Here is a 17843-nt window from a genome sequence, read left to right as displayed (position 1 = left end):
TTTGGCTCGGCCTGCTATTCTCTTGTTGACACCCACTGCGCTCGTTCCCTATGATGCCGTCATGTTGCAGCCTCGTTCCGGATCGCAAGAGCATGGGCAGCGCCAAGGCGTAGTGCCCTCCTTGCTACTGTTTGTCTTTTTCCTTATGGTCTTTTTGTCGGCTTCCAGCGGAATCATCGCCTCTAGCGATGGGGTTACGATTTTTAATGTCACCCAGGCAATGGTAGAGCGGGGCGAAATCTCGGTGAGCGGTGAGAACGTGGCAGTTGGGGTTGGCGGCAAGGACTACTCACGTTATGGCATTGCCCTCTCGGTGGTCGCAATTCCTTTCTACCTCCTGGGGAAACTAATTGCCACCTTTGTTCCGGCGCATCTGAGTCTACTCGTCCTGAAAGGGAGCGTCTCCCTGGTCAATGCCGTCATTAGCGCCCTCGCCTGCGTCCTGTTCGCCTTTACCGCGCGCCGACTCGGCTTTTCCTCCCGGGTGTCACTGCAGCTCACCTGTGCCTTTGCCTTCAGCACGTTCTTTATCGTATACGCCACGAAGTCGTTCCTCGCCCAACCCCTCGAGACCCTCTGTCTCTTGGGGACCGTATATCACCTCATCGCCTACAGCCGAGACGCCGACCCAAGACGGCTCATGTACGCCGGGGGCTTTTGCGGTGGTGGCATCCTCACGAAGTGGGTATTTATTATCAATCTTCCCATCTTCGCTGGGTATCTGTTGAGCAGCACCCAGAAAGACCGTTGGGAAAGGGGTCTCATCCTCTTCTCGGCGCCGGTGGTAGCATTCCTGGGACTCGCTTTTGGCTATAACTACGCGCGGTTTGGATCGATTCTGGAGACTGGCTATCGGGGCCTTTACGCCTTTTCGACGCCCCTATTTGTGGGGTTGTATGGTCTCCTGCTGAGTTCGGGGAAAAGCCTCTTCCTCTACGCCCCCGTCACCCTGTTCGGGCTGATCTCATCGAACCTCCTGGCTAAGCGCCGAGCGCGTGAGGCGTGGCTGCTGCTCGGGCTCTTTGCGGTTAACCTTCTGGTCATCGCGCAGTACCGAGATTGGGCTGGAGAGGGGAGTTGGGGACCGCGATACTTGACCCTTGTGCTGCCATGTCTGATCCTACCGAGCGGGTCGTTGTTGGAAAGCGGGTCGGCAGCCGTCAGACGAATCTTTCTTGCCCTGACACTTGCTGGGCTATTGGTTCAGTTTGGTGGGATCTCGGTGTACTACGGGACCTATTACCGCATCATCGGTGAGTTCCCCTATCGGACAACCCCGTCCGATCCCTTATTCCTGTATAAGGCCCATTTCGTGCCCAATTACTCGCCGGCGTGGGGACAGCTTACAATGGCCTTGCATAACTGGCGAACATTCCTGAATGGCAAAAAACCGTCGCTCCAGGTAGACGCTGGAGCCACTCGCATCCCGCTCTCCGAAGCCGACCGCGAGAAGCTTATCGATACGCTGGATCTCTGGTTCGCATATGCCTATTATGCAGGCTTGCCGTTCAGCCTCTGTCTGCTTGGAATGGCTGGGTCGCTGAGCGCAACCACCGTGATAGGCTGGAAGCTCTGCCAAGCCGCAAAATCAATGGCTTGCGAGACAAGCATCTCCCCTTTTCCTGATCGTGCCTCGGCGTGACCCTGTCGGCAATACGCCCGCTCCCCTCCATCGCCGCCATCGCGCCACACAGTGCAGGGATGAAGCTGCCCATCTCGTCCCATGGCGGGCATGCGTCAGCCATTTGGCCTACTGTGAGGGTTAGCGCTTCTGGCTGGTGAAGGCAACAACCGCATTGGCGACAAGATCGATCTGACTCTCGGTCAGTTCGGCATACATGGGCAATGAAAGGATCTCCCGTGACACCCGCTCGGCTACCGGGAAAGCCCCGGCTCGGTACCCGAGTTCCCGGTAGGCCGCCTGCAGGTGGATCGGAAGTGGGTAATGGATACCAGTTTGGATACCCCTGTGGGCCAAATATGCCTGGAGTTCATCCCGATGTAATGTGCGCACAATATAGGTGTGAAAGACATGTGTTCCACGCGGATCGATCATTGGAATGCGCACACCCTGACCGGCCAGCGCCTGGGAGTATCGTGCTGCGTAGGCAGCCCGCCGTGCATTCCATCTGTCAAGATACCGAAGTTTCACGCTGAGCACTGCGGCCTGTAACGGATCGAGCCGCGAATTCATCCCCTTCACAACGTGCTCGTTCTTGGTCCGCTGGCCATAGTTGCGCAGCAGGTGTATGCGCTGAGCCACCTCATCATCACCTGTGACCACCATCCCGCCATCGCCATATGCACCGAGATTCTTAGCTGGATAGAAGCTGAAGCACCCGGCACGTCCCAACGTTCCGCAGAACGAGCCAGCGAAGCGGGCCCCGTGAGCCTGCGCCGCATCTTCGATGAGATCAAGGCCATATGCCTTGGCTACGGCCGTGATTGAGGCCATATTGGCCGACTGGCCGTAGAGATGGACAGGGATGATGGCCTTCGTGCGAGGTGTGATCGCCGTTACGATCAGCTCGGGATCTATCTGATACGTGTCCTCCAGACAATCCACCAGGACAGGCGTCGCCCCGACAGCCGAGACCGCAAGGGCCGTCGCGATGTAGGTATTAGCTGGGATAATGACCTCATCGCGAGGCTGGACGCCGATGCCCTCGAGGGCCAGACGCAAGGCGTCCAGTCCGCTCCCTACGCCGATCGCGTGTGTGGTGCCCAGATAGCCGGCAAAGTGTTGTTCAAACTGTTCTACTGTCTCTCCCAGAATAAACTGCCCGCTTTCCAGCACACGCTCGATAGCCATTCTCACCTCATCGCGAATCGAGCGATACTGCGCCCTGAGATCGACAAACGGAATCGTCGCTTCCATCTCTACCTCTTGAGGCCCAGCCCGAGGATGATGATCGGGCGCAGAATACTCCACCAGTCGGCTACGGGTGTCATCTTCGTGTAGCGCATGGGAGGGGGCGGATAGATCTTCGTCACCGGCACTTCACGCACCGCATACCCAAGTCGGATCGCTTTGAAGAGCAGATAGGGCTCGAGCTCATATTTTTCGAGCCAGGGTTGGTCGAGATCGATTCTAGGGTCAGCTAGCATCGACAGTCGCACCGCACGGTATCCGTTCGTCGTGTCCGTCATCCGGCGCCCCACCACTAGTGAAAACACCAAGGGATGGATATATCCCGATGCAATCCGGCGATGAAGCGGCATATTGGCGTGGGTTCCGTCGGTAAGGTAGCGGGACCCCTGCACAAGGTCCGCTTTACCACTCAGAATCGGATTGACCAAGCGGTGGATTTCACAGGGGCGGTCCTTATCGTTACCGGACATGATCACACAGATCTCATAGCCCTGGTTTCGCGCCCAGACGTAGGCCGTACGGATCGCCGCGCCGGCTCCACCGCACTTGGCTCGCTGGATGAGGGTCACTCCTCTCTCGCCGATAATAACTGGCGTGCGGTCGGTTGACCCGTCATCGACCACCGCAACATCTACCCCCTCTGTGCCTACAAAGCGGTCGAGCACACGCCCGATCGCGTACTCTTCATTAAACGCAATCGGGATGGCCACAATGCGAGCGTCTCCGATTAGCCTTGAGCGCGCCATCGTGACTAGACTACCTCCCTGGCACCTGACTCCGTCACATCGTACCGACGGCCGCACATCGCGCAACTTAAGCACTCCCCCTTATTCCATTTGAGCGATCGGCCGCAGAAGCACACCCATCCACGTTGGCGCGCAGGGTTGCCGTAGACTAAGGCGTGTGGGGCGACATCATGCGTCACCACCGAGCCGGCACCAATAAAGGCTCGACGACCCAGTCGAATACCGCAGAGGATGGTGGCATTCGCCCCGATCGTGACCCCCTCCTCGATCCAGGTCTCTTCCGCCCGGTAACCGGTTTCGCTGCGCCGTGGGAAGCGGTCGTTTGTCAGCGTAACATTTGGACCGACGAAGACGTTATCGGCCATGTGGACATGCTCCCAGATCGAGACCCCGTTCTTGACTGTCACGTTGTCGCCAAGTGTGGCGTGGGATTCGATGAACACGTGGTCTCCGATGTTACAATTACGCCCGATAGTCACATCCGACATGACATGCGCAAAGGCCCAGATACGTGTGCCCTCCCCAATGCGATCAGTCTCGACGAGTGCCTTCTTATGCATGAAAACCAGTCCTGAACGATTCACAGCGTCTTCCTTCCCTCGCCGATCCTGTTGGATTCGATCGCCACAGGCGAGCCACCTCTCAGCATTGATTCATTGATGGCCTCTAGCGTCCGAATCACTGCCAATCCACACTTTCCACTGCAAAGCGTTGCGGTCCCCGTCTTGATCGCCTCGATAAAAAAGCGGGCCTGGCGCTTAAGCGGTTCTTCAGTATGGATCTTCGGGATCGTCACATCGCCTTCCCGTGCGAGGAGCTGGAACTCGCCGTAGCTATCGTAGAAAGGTTCCTGTGCTGTACCTTTGTCATGAATCGCCACAGGGCTCAACGCCAGATCGTTCCACACCACCATCTTCTTGTCACCAACTAACGTGATCTCGCGGACCTTCTGTGGATTGAGCCAACTGACCGTAATGCCAGCGATAATGCTTTTCGGGTAGGTCAAGGTGATGAACGCCACATCCTCGATGCCTGGCTTCAGGAATGCCTGTCCGCGCGCTGAGACGATAAGCGGTGTTGAACCAAGGAGGAAATTAAAAATGGAAATCTCATGAGAGGCTAGGTCGTAGGACACATTGGTATCGCTACGGATGGGCCCGAGGTTGGTTCGGATTGCCGAGCCATAATAGAGATTCCCTAACCCATCGGAATCGATAATCTCTTTTAGCTTCAAGATGCCAGTATTGAACAGGAAGACATGGCCAACCATTAGGACGACGCCTCGGGCAGCCGCAGCAACGATCAGCTTTTCACATTCAGCCGAACTCAATGCGAGCGGTTTTTCACATAACACGTGCTTGCCAGCCTCGATGGCCCTGATTGCCAGCTCACAGTGAGTTTCGGCTGGTGTAGCAATCACGACGGCGTTAACCCCCCCGTCGTTCAGAACCTCCTGCACGTCCGTCGTAACGCGAACATGCCTGAAGGACACGGCAATACTCCTGCAACGATCCTTGCTCTGATCAACCGCCCAGGAGACGGACACCCCTGGCAGGGACAGGAAGGCCCGGATGTGATTTGGCCCCCAATGGCCGCACCCTATAATCCCGATTGAGACTCGCTCCCCGTGTTGTAACCTGTTCACGTTCGGACCTCCATAGCCGCGGCGCAGTCTTCAAGAGGCTGATCAAAGAGTACCATAGGATCGAACTCCTCTGTTACCGTTTCCGTTTAACACCTCACGGTCTTCTGGCAGATTGTCACTATGACAAATCCCTATTGGCGATGAGACTCCCTCCGCTGCGTGTTTCCTGTTGCGGCGATCTAAGAGTCGTAGTACATTGGCCACCACGCACAGGTGGAGGTGACGCAGATGCTGCTTCTCATTTTTACTGCAATGGCCTTCGTGTTCTTTCTCGCCGAGCGCCTGGCTCCGCTTCGACCTCAACCGATATTCCGGCAAGGCATCCTCGCCGACCTATTCTATATCCCAATCTATTATCTCATGCGAATCGTCATCAATGGCACGTTGGCAGTCAGTTTATCCTACGCTGCCCACCAGACGTTACCTGATTACACGATGAATGTACTCAGCGATCAACCGATCTGGGTGCAGGCACTCGTCTTGCTCTTCGTGCTCGATTTTCTCTTCTATGTGCTGCATCGCTTGAAGCATCGCTACACGTGGTGGTGGCGTCTGCACGAGACTCACCACAGTTCGATTGAAATGGACTGGTTATCGACGGCGCGATTTCACCCGGTTGAGAAGTTGCTCGACCGCACCATCTACCTCCTGCCACTCTTAGTGTTGGGCGTTTCTGACCATGCCATGCTGATCTGGGCCTCCGTAGACGCCTTTTTCGGCATGTTCATCCATTCGAACCTGAACCTTCGGATCGGATTCCTAATCTACCTCTTCGTCGGTCCCGAAATGCACCGCTGGCATCATTCGCGCCTCCATCGATATCAGATCTGCAACTTTGGCAACAACTTCTCCATCTTCGACTGGATCTTCGGAACGGCCTATCTCACGCGAGACGAACCGGGCGAGTGCGGTGTAGCCGATCATGCCTATCCGGTAGGGAGTATCACCAGGCAGTTCTTGTATGCGTTTAGGCCGTTTTCACCTGAACGGTCGATTGGGTTGGACGAGCCAACGCCTACGACCTAATGCGCATAGGATGATGCCTTAGGATAATAGATAGCGCCAACAGTCAATTAATTCAACCTGAATCCGGCACGGTGGCGGTAGTAGCGCAAGGGCTCGGTCGCCGCTGGATCTGGAGGAACTCAAGAAAGAACTGGAAACCAGACCCGACCTCAAATACGGCAGATTTATCCGGCACGAGCCAGCCACGGCGGAGGTCAAGGTCACCCGCAAGGGGGACAGGATAGTGGTGCAGATCGGAGACTGCATCTCGCCGACGATCATCGAACGCCTCGAACAGCAGACGGGGATTCTCAAGCTAAAGATCGATGACCGGCGGGCGATGGTGGACTACGTGATGATCGACCCGGCCTATGATGGGCAGGTCTTCAATGTGGCTCTTGCTGACGTGCCGGAGAAGAAGACCGACCTCGTTACGGGAAAGCGGATCTATTTCCGGGATGAGATCATAAGACGGAACAACTCAGTCATGCTTTTCCTTGTAAATGTGACGGGACGCGCGGTTCTGGTCTCGTCGAAGCTTGGCCCGCTCACGAGGTCCGAGTTTCCCATCCCGCAAGAAGGCCCGCTTCTCGGCCTCGATCTTGGTCTGTTCGGCTTCGAGGCGTGTAGCCTCTTTGGGATTGAGTGAGCCGCTCGCGATCCCTTCAGCGATGCGATCCTGCTGCCGTTCCTGCCGCTCCGCGATCGGTCCGGCGCCTGCAAGGACCGGTAGGGCTACCAGGAAACCAAGGACGAAGCCGGGAAAGAGAATTCGGAGAGTGCGTTCCATACGTTACTCCTTTCTTGAGAGAGGGGTTGATCTGTGTTCGCGTTACGTTACCCTATCAGAAAAGCTGTAGCGAGAGAAGGTTTAACCAGGGTTGCACACGAAGTAACGGTGTGAACCCGAATAGATCGTATTGCCGGACTCTTCCCGCTCTGGGCGGTGCTCATCTCGGCCACCGCTGTCGTCTATCCCGCGCCGCTGATCCCACTCACGTGGGCGATCGTGCCACTGTTGGGAGTCGTCATGTTCATTATCGGCATCATTGTTGTCGCGCTGAATCAGCCGCAGCTTTCCGCCCTCGCTCTACCCATCATCATCGTCGTAGTCCTGCATAATCTCCTGGGGCTGGCTGGCGGGTATGTTGTGCCGAAAGCGCTCGGCCTCGATCCTACCATCTGCCGAACGATTGCCATCGAGGTTGGAATGCAGAACTCCGGACTCGCCGTGGCGCTGACCAGCTTCTGGTCCCGAACCGGCCGACCGAGATAGGGCAGTCGCTCCTTCCCCATTAGAGCGGCTGGCGGAAGGGCTCGGCGTAACCGGTCATTTCGAGGTAGCCTACGCCGGTGATCGGTCGGTTACCCGCAGTCCCCACGACTGACACCGACCCCTCCCAGTAGGTCACGAGGGTGCTGCCTCTCGTGTCCAGCTCCTGATCGGGAAACGCCGCCCGCACAGACAGGTCGAGGCGGCGACTGGGGACCTGGATCCGCCACCGGATCGGATATCGGCCACCGCTCTTCGGGCTCTGCCAGACCTCTTGTGGCGTGAGTTGGAAGGCGCTCAAGGGCAGATGCTCAATGCGTCCATCCGGATGGATCAGGCTGCCGCTAGAGCAGGGGTCGGGTCGGCCATCCGTTAGGCGGAGTTGATACAGCATCAACTCGACGCCATCCGTAAGCTGGATCGCGAACCAATCCCAGCCGACTTGCGATGCGGTCAATTGGCTGCTCCCGAATTCGTGATCCATCCAAGCTGAGCCGGCCACAGCCTGCCGCTTCTCGGCGACGGTCAAGGTTCCTTCGACGGCCATCCTGGTAAGCGAGTAGTAGTGGGAGGCATGGCCCAGCCCCGCCGCCTTTTGGCTCACGCCGTTACTGCCGTGGATTGCTGGCGGTTTCGTCTGGGTCAGGGTGAGATTGATCGCATATCCTGGAACGTGAGCGGTCACACGCTGGACCTGCCCGTCTCCACTGGCTTCCCACGAGCCGTTCCAGACCTTGAACTCTTTCGTCAAGGCGCCGGCCGAGTCCAGGGCGCCGCGGCTGCGGCGTTCCCAGTATTGGAAGCGGCGGTGCGTGAGGTCCGAGATGGCAAAGTGGGCCAGGTGCAGGTCGGAAACCGCCCAGCGTGATCGGCTATCGCCCCGCAGCGCAGGATCGACCCCGACGCGGAAGAAGGTCAGTTGGTAGCCGAACCGCTGGCCGTCCGCAGTCTGCAAATGGCCGGAATAGTACCACCACTCGGTCTTGAAGTCGGGATGTGAGGCGTGGTCCCGCGGAAAGGCGAATCGATAACCGGGAAGCGCCTGCCGGAAGGCCGCCTCTATCGGCGCCACAGTCCCGATGAGGAGGCAGAGGAGCGCCACTGTCCAGACATTGAACCCCTTAACCCTCATATACCACCGCTGCAGCGACGTTCATGCGGGCCGCTCGCCGTGCGGGCAGGTAGCCGGCCAGCAGGGCCGCGCCGAACGCGATGATCGACGACTTCATGACGACCCACCAGGAGAACTGAAACTGAATGGTCCAGCCAAATGACTGCTTGTTGATGACGTGGATCAGGATCAGCGACAGCGCGATGCCGGCAAGCAGGCCAAGCAGATCGGCTAACAGGCCAAGGAGCCCCGCTTCACCCAGGACGATCCGGGCAATCTGTGTCCTCGTCGCTCCGACTGACCGTAGGACGCCGATCTCTCGCTGGCGACTCATGACCGAGGCCCACAACACGTTGAAGATCCCGAGCACGCCAACCAGGATCGCGATCAGCTCCAGGGCGCGCGCTACCGCAAAGGTGTTGTCAAAGATCTCCAGGACCCTGGCCTTCAGCGCTCGATTCGAGTTGAGCGCGATTGCGCCATCCTCGCCCGCCATCGCCTGAAGCCGCTGCCGCACCGCGGCCTCGTCGGCGCCCGACTGCAGATAGATCGCCAGGATGTCGGCTCCGTGCCCGCCCCCCGTTTTCGTCCAGAGGCTCCGATCCATCACTACCTTGCCGCCATCGGTTGAGTAGTCATAGAAGACACCGATGATCGGAGGCTCGACCCGGCCTGAAGGGAGAGAAAGAGGCAATCGGTCCCCCTCGGTGAGTCCTCTGGACAGCGCGAGACTCTCTGAGATGATGACCCCACCCTCAGCCTTTGCGCGCTGAAGGATCGTGGCCGACTCCCCCCTCCTGAACAGGAGCTTGCCGTATCGCGCCACCACCTCGAAGTCACCCGCCGCGAGCAGCCCCTCCTGCCCCAACAGCTCGATACGCTGGCCGATGAACGGGTCAAGGGCAGCGATCCCTGGGATTCGAGCGGCGCCTTCGATGAAGGTGTCGGGAAGCGTTGCCTGACTTCCCTTGACGAAGCGGGCCGCCGGCGACACCATGAGATCGGCCCTGATCGTCTGCTCCACCCACAGCTCCACCGTCCGCCGGAAGCTGCCGATCATCAGGGTCAGCCCAACCAGCATCGCAAGGGCGGTCATCATGGCGGCGACCGCGACCGCGCTCCGCCCGACCTGCGATGAGAGATTGCCGGCGGCAAGTGTGAGTAGTGGCGCCCGCCTCCCTCCGCAGAGAGCATGGATGCCCGCCCCGATGAGGCGTAAGAGATGGGGGGTGAAACAGGCAACCCCGAAGACGAGGCAGGCCAAGGAGAGATAGCCGAAAAGGGGAACGCCGCCAACCGGACCCGGGCGAGTCAATAGGAACGAGGCAGTGAGCAGCAGGAGGCCGCACAGGAGCACGAGCGGGGAGCGGCGCATCCAGGTCCTCTCAAAGGAACCGAGGTGCATGGCGTCTTTCGGCGCGATCCGGCTTGCCACAAAGGCAGGCGCGATGGCGGCGAGCAGCGCACCGACGCTTCCTAACCCCAGCGCCATAAGCAGAAGGCCCGGACTAGCCTCGATCTCTTCCACCCGGAGGTAGGCATAGAGGGTCGAGACCGTTCTTGAGACGCTCTGTAGGAGCGCCCCGCCAAGCAGCAGCCCGCCGCCGATTCCAAGCAGCGAGCCCAGGAGCCCCAGCGCCATCCCTTCCGCGGCAAAGAGCGCGGCCACTGCACGGCGCGTGAGCCCGAGTGAGCGGAGGACTCCGATCTGACGTCGCCGCTCCAGGACCGAAAGGGAGACGGCATTATAAACCAGGAAGAGACTAACCAGCAGTGCGATCGCGCTCAGGGCGGTCAAGTTGAGACGAAACGCCCTGAGCATCTTCTCTACTTGGTGGCTCCGGCGATCCGGTCGCTGGACAGTCAGGTGCGGGGGAAGGAGTGTCGCAAGGCGCGCACTGATCTCATCCAGCGGGACCCGCTCATCCGTTACCAGATCGATCCGATCGAGTCGTCCGAACTTACCGAACGCCACCTGAGCGGCGGCGATGTCCAAGATCGCGATGTTGCCGTCGAAGGCACGGGCCGGCCCCTGTGGGGTCAGTAGTCCCTTGATGGTAAACCGCTGCCGCTTCGATCCGACCAAGAGGGTCAGGCTTCCACCTTTTTGTAGTCCATGTGCCTCTGCGAATGCCGCAGTCACAAAGATCGCGTCTGTGCTGAGCAACTCCTCAATCCCCGGCGGACGAACGCTATCAGCCAGCCGGTATTCTCGAAACGGATCTTCGGCAAACAGATCAACCCCCATCAACAGAAGGGCTTCGCCCGGCCGATCAGCGACGGAAGCCACCGTTTGCATGATCGGCGCGGCCGCCGACACCCCGTCCACCCGTTGCACGGCCGGCAGAAGCCACTCGTCGATTCCCGGCTCACCGCCTGAAATCTCAAGCGTGGCCCGACCTGCCACCAGATCGATCGCCCGCATAAACGAGCGCAGGACGCTCTCGTTGGTTGCCTGGATTGCGGTAAAGGTGGCGACACCAATGGCGACGCCCGTCACGGTTACCAGCACCCTGACAGGGTTCGTCCAGAGATGGCGAAGGACGGTGAGCCGCATGATCGACCAGGTATGCACGTTAGCGCTCCTCGAGCCCCTCTATCCTTCCATCGCGCAGGTAGACGATCCGACCGGCCCTTTTCATCGCCTCCTGGCTATGGGTGGCCAGGACAATCGTCTGACCTTGCTCTCGATGAAGCCGCGCGAGCAGATCCAGAACCGTTTCGCCCGCCACCGAATCCAGGTTGCCTGTGGGCTCGTCGGCCAGGAGAACCCGCGGTTCAGCCACGATCGCTCTGGCTATGGCCACTCGCTGCTGTTCCCCGCCGGACAGCTCATGAGGCCAGTGCTCCGCGCGGTGCATCAACCCTACCCGCTGCAGCCCTCGCTCAACGCGCCCTTCGATGTCGCTGCGCTGCAGTCCATTCAACAGTAGCGGCAGAGCGACGTTCTCCCTGGCGGTCAGTGTCGGAAGCAGATTGAAGAACTGGTAGACGATCCCAACCTTACTCCGGCGAAGGCATGTTAGGCTGTCGTCGGACAGGCGATCCAGACGCTCCCCCTCAAGCCACACCTCGCCGGAGGTCGGCCGGTCGATCCCGGCCATCAGGTTGAGGAGAGTGGTTTTGCCGCAACCGCTCGGTCCAACCAACGCAACGAACTCTCCCGACCCAATGGTCAGCGTGATCCCATCTAGGGCTCGCACCTCGACCTTGCCCAGCGAATAGACCTTTGCAACCTGCTGCAGCCTGATCATCTACGCTTCCTTACGCTCATCGAACCCATTATTACGTGTACCTTCCACCGAGTCAACGTGCCCACTTCCGGAGTACCCCGTACAAAAACTAGAAATTCGATTGACAAGCCTACTGGTGAAGAGTAAAGATACCTTCATTCTGAAACAGTTTTATAACTTATTTTGGTCCTTATCCATTTTTTGCTCGATCTGCCCGCAGGAGGTTTTGCACCATTTGTGTTGCGTAAATGGCGTCGAGGTTGCGGTGAGCACTGTGAGTTGCTCTATCACGGGGATTATTCGTTGAGGAGGCGAAAGCAATGAGAAAAGTATGGAGGCACAAGACTATCTCGAGCATAGGATTGCTGTTGACTGTCGCATTTCTGCTCTCAAGCTGCGCGAAGCTTGCAGAGTTTTTCGGTGAGGAGGAGGTAAAACCTGCCGCGCCGATTCAGGAGCCACCGGCAGCAGGAGCGCCCTCGGCCCAACAACCAATGGCAGGCAAGGAGTCACCACTGAAGGACATTTTCTTTGATTTTGATAAATCGGCCATTCGCAAGGATGCGCAGCCACGTCTCAACGAGGATCTTCAGTGGCTCAATGCTAATCCAACGGAGCGGATCACGATCGAGGGCCACTGCGACGAACGCGGGACGTCGGAGTATAATCTGGCTTTGGGCGAACGACGAGCTAAGGCCACCAGGGACTACCTGGAGGTGGCGGGCATCGATGCCAGGCGCATCAAGATCGTGAGCTTCGGGAAGGAGCGTCCGTTTGCCATGGGTCATGATGAAGCAGCCTGGCAGTTGAACCGAAGAGCCCACTTCGTGGTGAGCGAGCGGTAGCGCCAGAAGCTATGGGCGAAAGAAGACGAAAGTAACCAGCAGAAAAAGGGGAAGGAGGATGCCGATAGTATATTTCATGTACCCGAAGAAAGAAGGCATCTCGATCCCGGCCTCTTCTGCGATTGCCTTGACCATGAAGTTGGGGCCGTTGCCGATATAGGTATTCGCTCCCATAGAGACGGCACCGACAGAGATCGCCGTCAGGAGCGCTTCCCCATGCATGGGCCCGGTTGTGGCGTGCAGAAGTTGACCCAGGCGTGCGGCTTCCGTTCCCATCAGGCCGCTGGCCATCGACGCGAAGGTCAGGTAGGTCGGCGCATTATCAAGGAAGCTCGAGAGGAATCCCGTTACCCAAAAAAACTGCCATGGGCGCGTGAGACCGAGCTCGCCTGCGCGGGCCTCCAGGATGGCCAGGGCAGGAATCATCGTCGCGAAGATTCCGGCAAAGATCACTGCTACCTCCACAATGGGGGATAAGGTAAAGCCGTTGGCAGCGCGCGTTTCCCAACGCGTCATTAGCATGGAAAGCCCTGCGAGGATGCCCATCCCCACCACCTGCCCTCCCCGACGCGCATGTTCAGACTGCAAACCGATCTGGGTGCCGAACCGCCCCACCACAAAAGCCACTGTGATCACGCCCAGTAAGAGCAGGATATTGATCTTGCCGTCAACGCTCAGCTTTTCCTGAACCCCATACTCCTCTATTGTGGCCCCATGGTGTGCCGCTCGTTCGGCTGCAAACCAACGCCGGTCCCATACGTAGAAGAGGATGAGCAGCGGCGTAATCATCAGGAGCCAGTACGGCAGCAGACGAATCGTCCACTCGAACGGTACCCCGCGAAGAAAACCGAGAAAGAGCGGCGGGTCACCGAGGGGGGTGAGCAGCCCGCCGACGTTGGAGACGATGAAGATGAAGAAGATCACGATATGCACCTGATGTCGACGCCGCTCGTTTGCGCGAAGGACCGGACGAATCAGAAGCATGGAGGCTCCCGTAGTTCCAATGAAATTTGCAAAGATGGCGCCTGTCGTCAGGACGACGGTGTTGGTGAAAGGCGTTCCAGGCAGCGAACCCCGCAGGTGAATTCCGCCGGAGATGATAAACAGGGCTGCGAGCAGGACGATAAACGCCGCATACTCAATCCCTGTTTCGACGAGGCGTGCACTCTCCAGCCTGAAGATGTAGAATGAGACGGGAAGCCCAAGGATAGCGCACATGATCCCTTTGTTGAGGTTGGATTCCCACCAGCGTGGAGCAAGGAGCGGTAGGACCGCAATGGACAGGAGCATCAGGGCGAATGGGACTACCCAGACCAGCCCGAGCTGATGGCCCAATGGCATCCCACCCTCCTCTGCGGCCGCGGCGGAACCCTGCAGGGCCAAGAGTGCCAGTGTCGTCAATACCGGTATCATGCGTTGCGTTTCACCATACCAGATTTGATGTGAAAGTCAAAACGCTTCTGGAGCGTATGGTTGACGGCCCTCTTTTATTTCCGCTCTCAGTGCGGTCTAAGAGGTTGTTGTGTTATGCTGAGCTTATCGAAGGGTCGAACAGGAGACGGGGGCTTATCGGGCAGACTCCTCAATAAGGGAATGCAGAGATTTGTCGCTTTACATGGCTCCGCATCAGGATGGCAAAATCGATGAACGGAATCTTCAGAGTCGCCCACCTCTCTGATCTTCATCTCTCTTCGCTGATTGACGTCAAGATCCGCGATCTTCTGAACAAGCGCGCGCTCGGTTATCTGTCCTGGCGGCTCCGGCGTCGTCGCGAGCACGCTCCTGAGGTCTTAGCTGCCCTGCTTCACGATCTGAAAGGGCTGACGCTGGACCATGTCGTGATTACGGGTGATCTGACCCATATTGGCCTCCCCGATGAATTTCGACAAGCCCGACAATGGCTGGAGACGCTTGGTTCATCGAATGACGTGACCGTTATCCCGGGTAACCACGATGCATACGTCCGTACTCCGTGGGCGGACACCTTCGCCCTGTGGACGCCCTATATGGCCTCCGATCAGAGATTACAGATCGGAAAACAGCAGACGCCGGGTCGTTCGTTCTTTCCAAGCGTACGTGTGCGTGGGCATACCGCTCTGATTGGAGTGACCTCCGCACACCCGTCCGCACCCTTTTTCGCCACCGGAAGCCTGGGTGCCGCACAGATAAACAGACTCGGCGACATCCTCGACCTCACCCGCCGACAGGGTCTGTTCAGAATCCTCCTCATCCACCATCTCCCTATGGCGGCCATGGTCGCGTGGCGGAAAAGACTCACCGACGGGGCCACGTTGAGGGCTCTTCTCGCTCGGCACGGTGTGGAGATGGTTTTGTACGGACATACCCATCGTTCTGCCGTGCTGTACCTTCCCGAGGTACGAGGCAATATCCCCATGATGGGAGTCCCTTCTGCCTCCGCGCGCGGTCGAAAGCCGGAACAGCGTGCGGGGTATCATGTCTACGAGGTATGTCGATCGTCTCACGGATGGGAGGTTCGAACGACGGCGCGCGGCTACTCCCCAGGGAACCACTGTTTTCTTGCAGAGGATCAGCACGTAATAAGGGTGGCAGACTCGGCGGCGGGCTCACTGTGCACGACGGTACACCCACACGGTTACCCCACCCAGCACGGCCAGCGGGCTTAGCACGGTCAGCGCCGCGTTCAGATGCATGATGGCCCCGAGATAGGCTACGGAATGGCTGCCCAGGTGAAAGGCAGCGCCGACCAGCGACCCGTGAAGGATCCGCTTGCCGGCAGTCGCCTTCCGAAGGGGACCGAGTACAAAGGGGATTGCGACGAGTACCATCATCAGGGTCGACAGGGGCATCGTGAGTTGCTGCCATAACCTGATCTCCAGGCGCGCCACATCCTGACCGGTTGCTTTCAGGAATGTTATGTACCGGCCGAGCGCCGCACGCGACAGAATCTCGGCGGGCAGGATGAGCAGTTCCACTTGCGCTGGTGTCAGTGATCCAGCCCAGGGAAGACTGGCAAGGTGTTTCGTTGCGACCCCTTTCGCTTCGGTCGTTCGTTGCACTACATTCAAAAGTACCCACTGATGCGAATCCTTTGGATCGGCTTGCGCTGCCCACGTCACCAGGCGTAAGCGATCGTGGTCGTCGAATTCGTAGATCTCGACGTCGGAGAGAACGCGACCGGGCAACACCTGATGCACCCGGATAAATTGCCGCCCATCGCGCGACCAGAATCCCCGTTTGGTGGACAGGGCTTCCGGATTCGAGATTGCCTGGATACGACGCGTATAGGCGATTTGATCCGTAGACGGAGCCACCCATTCCTGAATCCCTACCACTGCTATCATGAGGACGATGCCGGTCACGGTCACCGATAATCCGATACGCAGGGGTGAGGTGCCCAAGGCCAGCATGGCGATCAGTTCGTGGCCGCTCGCCAATTCTCCAAGGCCAATGATGCTTCCCAGTATGGCGGTTGCCGGTGCCAGTTCGATCATCCGGCTCGGCACCGTTAAGAGGACGTTGAAGACCGCGTCGCGCAGCGTGTAGGTGCCGCGCCCCACCGAGTCCAACTCGCTGACAAATGCCATCAGGCTGAAGACGGACAGCAGGACGGCCATCATAAGGGCATAGCCCCTGATCACCCTGAGCCAGATATGGCGATCAATCGTACTCATGGATGCGTTGTTCGTCTCCACAACAGGTATGCAACTAGGATCCCCAAGAGAAGGTGGACCCACCAGATGCCCGGAACGGTCTTCACAACCTCCTGCTCAACCCATGCCTTTGCCATGATACTCAGGTTATAGAATATGGCATAACACAGCACCGAGACGAACAACTTGGCATACTTGCCCTCGCGTGCCCTCGCACGACTGAGAGGAAATCCCAGCAATCCCATCAGAAAGGCAGCCACCGGGGTTGACAGTCGCCATTGAAACTCTGCAATATCCTTGGGCGAATCTGAGCGGGCTAACTGCCAGGTTGGGGCGGCTTTTCGCCTGTACTCCTCCGAGGGAGCATGTGCTTTCTCCCACTCGAGAACCAGCCCGTCAGATGTGGCCTGTCTCACCCTGCCCTGATCTCGATAGATCTCATAGATTTGGGCGCTAGAACAAACCAGGGTCTGGCCCATACCCGCCTTCACCGGTTCAGGGTAATAGCCCTCCTCCGCCCAGACGAGCCGAACTCGCTCCTCCGACCGAGACTGGATAAAAACCTTCTGCATTCGACCACTGCTCTGGTCGCGCAGTTGAAAGAATAAGACAGTGCCGGAGGAGTTTTCGTAGAAGTGACCCGGCTGCATATCGTTCAGATCGATATCCGCAACCGCCTGGCGCTCCAGACGATAGCGGTTTCCGTTTGCCCATGGTCGCACGTAGATGGACAGCAAGGCCACGATCCCCGCCACGACGAGAGAACCCGCGATCACGGTGCGTATGACCCGTATCGGACTAATACCGGAACCAAAGAGAGCGGACATTTCGGAATCGGTGTAGAGACGTCCAAGGGTCACGACAACCGACAGGTTGAGCGCGATCGGCAGCAGGATCTCCAGTGCGACCGCAGTTCTGACCAGGACCAGCGGAAGGACGCTTTGAAAGGGCATGGTGCCGTCGGCTACCCGATTCAGGTACCGGATGGCGGTAAAGTTAGCAAACAGCAGTAACAGCCCTCCACAAAAGACGAGCAGAGGCTTGGCGATTTCCCGGGTCAGATATCGATCGAGTATCAACATGGCTGTAAAGCGTTCAGCCTCGGACCTGCCTGCGCCGCGGACAGGTAAAGTGAAGGAGCGCTTTAGAAGCTGGCCGCTTATCGTTGACGGCTGACCGCTTCCCCGGGATCCCCAGTTCGCTTTGTAGAGTTCCGCATCTTGGATCTATCCCTCCCAAGGGGTTCTATGGTATCGTACTGATACTGGATTGCACAAGTCCGCTCTTTTTGGCTCCTCGCCTAAAAGTGACACAGTAGTGGGAGACCCGCATAGCAGTGAGAGATGGTTGCGATATACGTCCAAGACGTCCGGTAGCCAAAGGCGCGATGACTGATCGCCCTGATCGTGTTGTTCATCCCCCCCACGTTGCCGTTGGTGATCCGGATGCTCGTCCAGACCAGTACCCCGTTGAGGTGAGTC

Annotated in this window: 16 protein-coding genes; 6 read left to right on the top strand and 10 right to left on the bottom strand. The window is 58.4% G+C overall.

Annotated elements, in window-relative coordinates; genetic code table 11:
- Positions 1–61 precede the first annotated feature (61 nt).
- A complete protein-coding gene (locus PHV01_RS07115) occupies positions 62–1642 on the top strand; it encodes a glycosyltransferase family 39 protein (RefSeq protein WP_337290461.1) in 1581 nt (526 codons plus the stop codon).
- Positions 1643–1762: 120 nt separating this feature from the next.
- Here PHV01_RS07115 and PHV01_RS07110 read toward each other — a convergent pair whose 3' ends face one another.
- Genes PHV01_RS07110 through PHV01_RS07095 form a run of 4 tightly spaced genes read right to left on the bottom strand, consistent with a single transcriptional unit; the run spans position 1763 to position 5263 of the window.
- Entirely contained in the window at positions 1763–2878 is a 1116-nt protein-coding gene (locus PHV01_RS07110) for a DegT/DnrJ/EryC1/StrS family aminotransferase (protein ID WP_337290460.1), read from the bottom strand.
- Between the two features lie 2 nt (positions 2879–2880).
- Complete coding sequence (locus PHV01_RS07105) at positions 2881–3618, bottom strand: glycosyltransferase family 2 protein (RefSeq protein WP_337290459.1); 738 nt, start codon at positions 3616–3618, stop codon at positions 2881–2883.
- Positions 3619–3623: 5 nt separating this feature from the next.
- Positions 3624–4178: an acyltransferase gene (locus tag PHV01_RS07100; protein ID WP_337290458.1), complete on the bottom strand. Its 555-nt coding sequence runs from the start codon at positions 4176–4178 to the stop codon at positions 3624–3626.
- Between the two features lie 20 nt (positions 4179–4198).
- Positions 4199–5263 (bottom strand): Gfo/Idh/MocA family oxidoreductase, encoded by a 1065-nt coding sequence (locus PHV01_RS07095; protein ID WP_337290457.1) that lies wholly within the window; start codon positions 5261–5263, stop codon positions 4199–4201.
- Positions 5264–5491: 228 nt separating this feature from the next.
- Here PHV01_RS07095 and PHV01_RS07090 point away from each other — a divergent pair, with 228 nt between their 5' ends.
- From PHV01_RS07090 to PHV01_RS07080, 3 genes are all read left to right on the top strand, one after another.
- On the top strand, positions 5492–6289 hold the full coding sequence (locus PHV01_RS07090; protein ID WP_337290456.1) for a sterol desaturase family protein: 798 nt from the start codon (positions 5492–5494) through the stop codon (positions 6287–6289).
- 223 nt (positions 6290–6512) lie between these two features.
- Entirely contained in the window at positions 6513–6917 is a 405-nt protein-coding gene (locus tag PHV01_RS07085) for a hypothetical protein (RefSeq protein ID WP_337290455.1), read from the top strand.
- Positions 6918–7214: 297 nt separating this feature from the next.
- Positions 7215–7544: a hypothetical protein gene (locus PHV01_RS07080; RefSeq protein WP_337290454.1), complete on the top strand. Its 330-nt coding sequence runs from the start codon at positions 7215–7217 to the stop codon at positions 7542–7544.
- Between the two features lie 19 nt (positions 7545–7563).
- Here the strand turns inward: PHV01_RS07080 and PHV01_RS07075 are convergent, their stop codons facing one another.
- From PHV01_RS07075 to PHV01_RS07065, 3 genes are read right to left on the bottom strand one after another with little or no spacing between them, the layout of a single operon-like run.
- Positions 7564–8673, bottom strand: a complete 1110-nt coding sequence (locus PHV01_RS07075) for a lipocalin-like domain-containing protein (RefSeq protein WP_337290453.1) — start codon at positions 8671–8673, stop codon at positions 7564–7566.
- Positions 8663–11227, bottom strand: coding sequence for an FtsX-like permease family protein (locus PHV01_RS07070; protein WP_337290452.1), 2565 nt, complete (start codon positions 11225–11227; stop codon positions 8663–8665). Before PHV01_RS07070 ends, PHV01_RS07075 begins: the two co-directional genes overlap by 11 nt.
- A gap of 1 nt (position 11228) precedes the next feature.
- Complete coding sequence (locus PHV01_RS07065) at positions 11229–11906, bottom strand: ABC transporter ATP-binding protein (protein WP_337290451.1); 678 nt, start codon at positions 11904–11906, stop codon at positions 11229–11231.
- A gap of 299 nt (positions 11907–12205) precedes the next feature.
- Here PHV01_RS07065 and pal point away from each other — a divergent pair, with 299 nt between their 5' ends.
- Positions 12206–12730 (top strand): peptidoglycan-associated lipoprotein Pal, encoded by a 525-nt coding sequence (gene pal, locus PHV01_RS07060; protein ID WP_337290450.1) that lies wholly within the window; start codon positions 12206–12208, stop codon positions 12728–12730.
- Between the two features lie 9 nt (positions 12731–12739).
- Here the strand turns inward: pal and PHV01_RS07055 are convergent, their stop codons facing one another.
- On the bottom strand, positions 12740–14143 hold the full coding sequence (locus tag PHV01_RS07055) for a sodium:proton antiporter (RefSeq protein ID WP_337290449.1): 1404 nt from the start codon (positions 14141–14143) through the stop codon (positions 12740–12742).
- Between the two features lie 230 nt (positions 14144–14373).
- Here PHV01_RS07055 and PHV01_RS07050 point away from each other — a divergent pair, with 230 nt between their 5' ends.
- Positions 14374–15375 (top strand): metallophosphoesterase, encoded by a 1002-nt coding sequence (locus PHV01_RS07050; RefSeq protein ID WP_337290448.1) that lies wholly within the window; start codon positions 14374–14376, stop codon positions 15373–15375.
- On the opposite strand, the gene lptG is transcribed toward PHV01_RS07050, so the two are convergent.
- Both lptG and lptF read right to left on the bottom strand, forming a co-directional pair.
- Complete coding sequence (lptG, locus tag PHV01_RS07045; protein ID WP_337290447.1) at positions 15316–16383, bottom strand: LPS export ABC transporter permease LptG; 1068 nt, start codon at positions 16381–16383, stop codon at positions 15316–15318. The two genes, PHV01_RS07050 and lptG, sit on opposite strands and share 60 nt — an antisense overlap.
- Entirely contained in the window at positions 16380–17444 is a 1065-nt protein-coding gene (gene lptF / locus PHV01_RS07040) for an LPS export ABC transporter permease LptF (RefSeq protein ID WP_337290446.1), read from the bottom strand. The genes lptG and lptF overlap by 4 nt, the downstream gene beginning before the upstream one ends.
- Between the last annotated feature and the right edge of the window lie 399 nt (positions 17445–17843).

The organism is Candidatus Methylomirabilis sp., assembly GCF_028716865.1.
Classification (GTDB): domain Bacteria; phylum Methylomirabilota; class Methylomirabilia; order Methylomirabilales; family Methylomirabilaceae; genus Methylomirabilis.
This window is presented reverse-complemented; position numbering and strand designations above follow the sequence as displayed.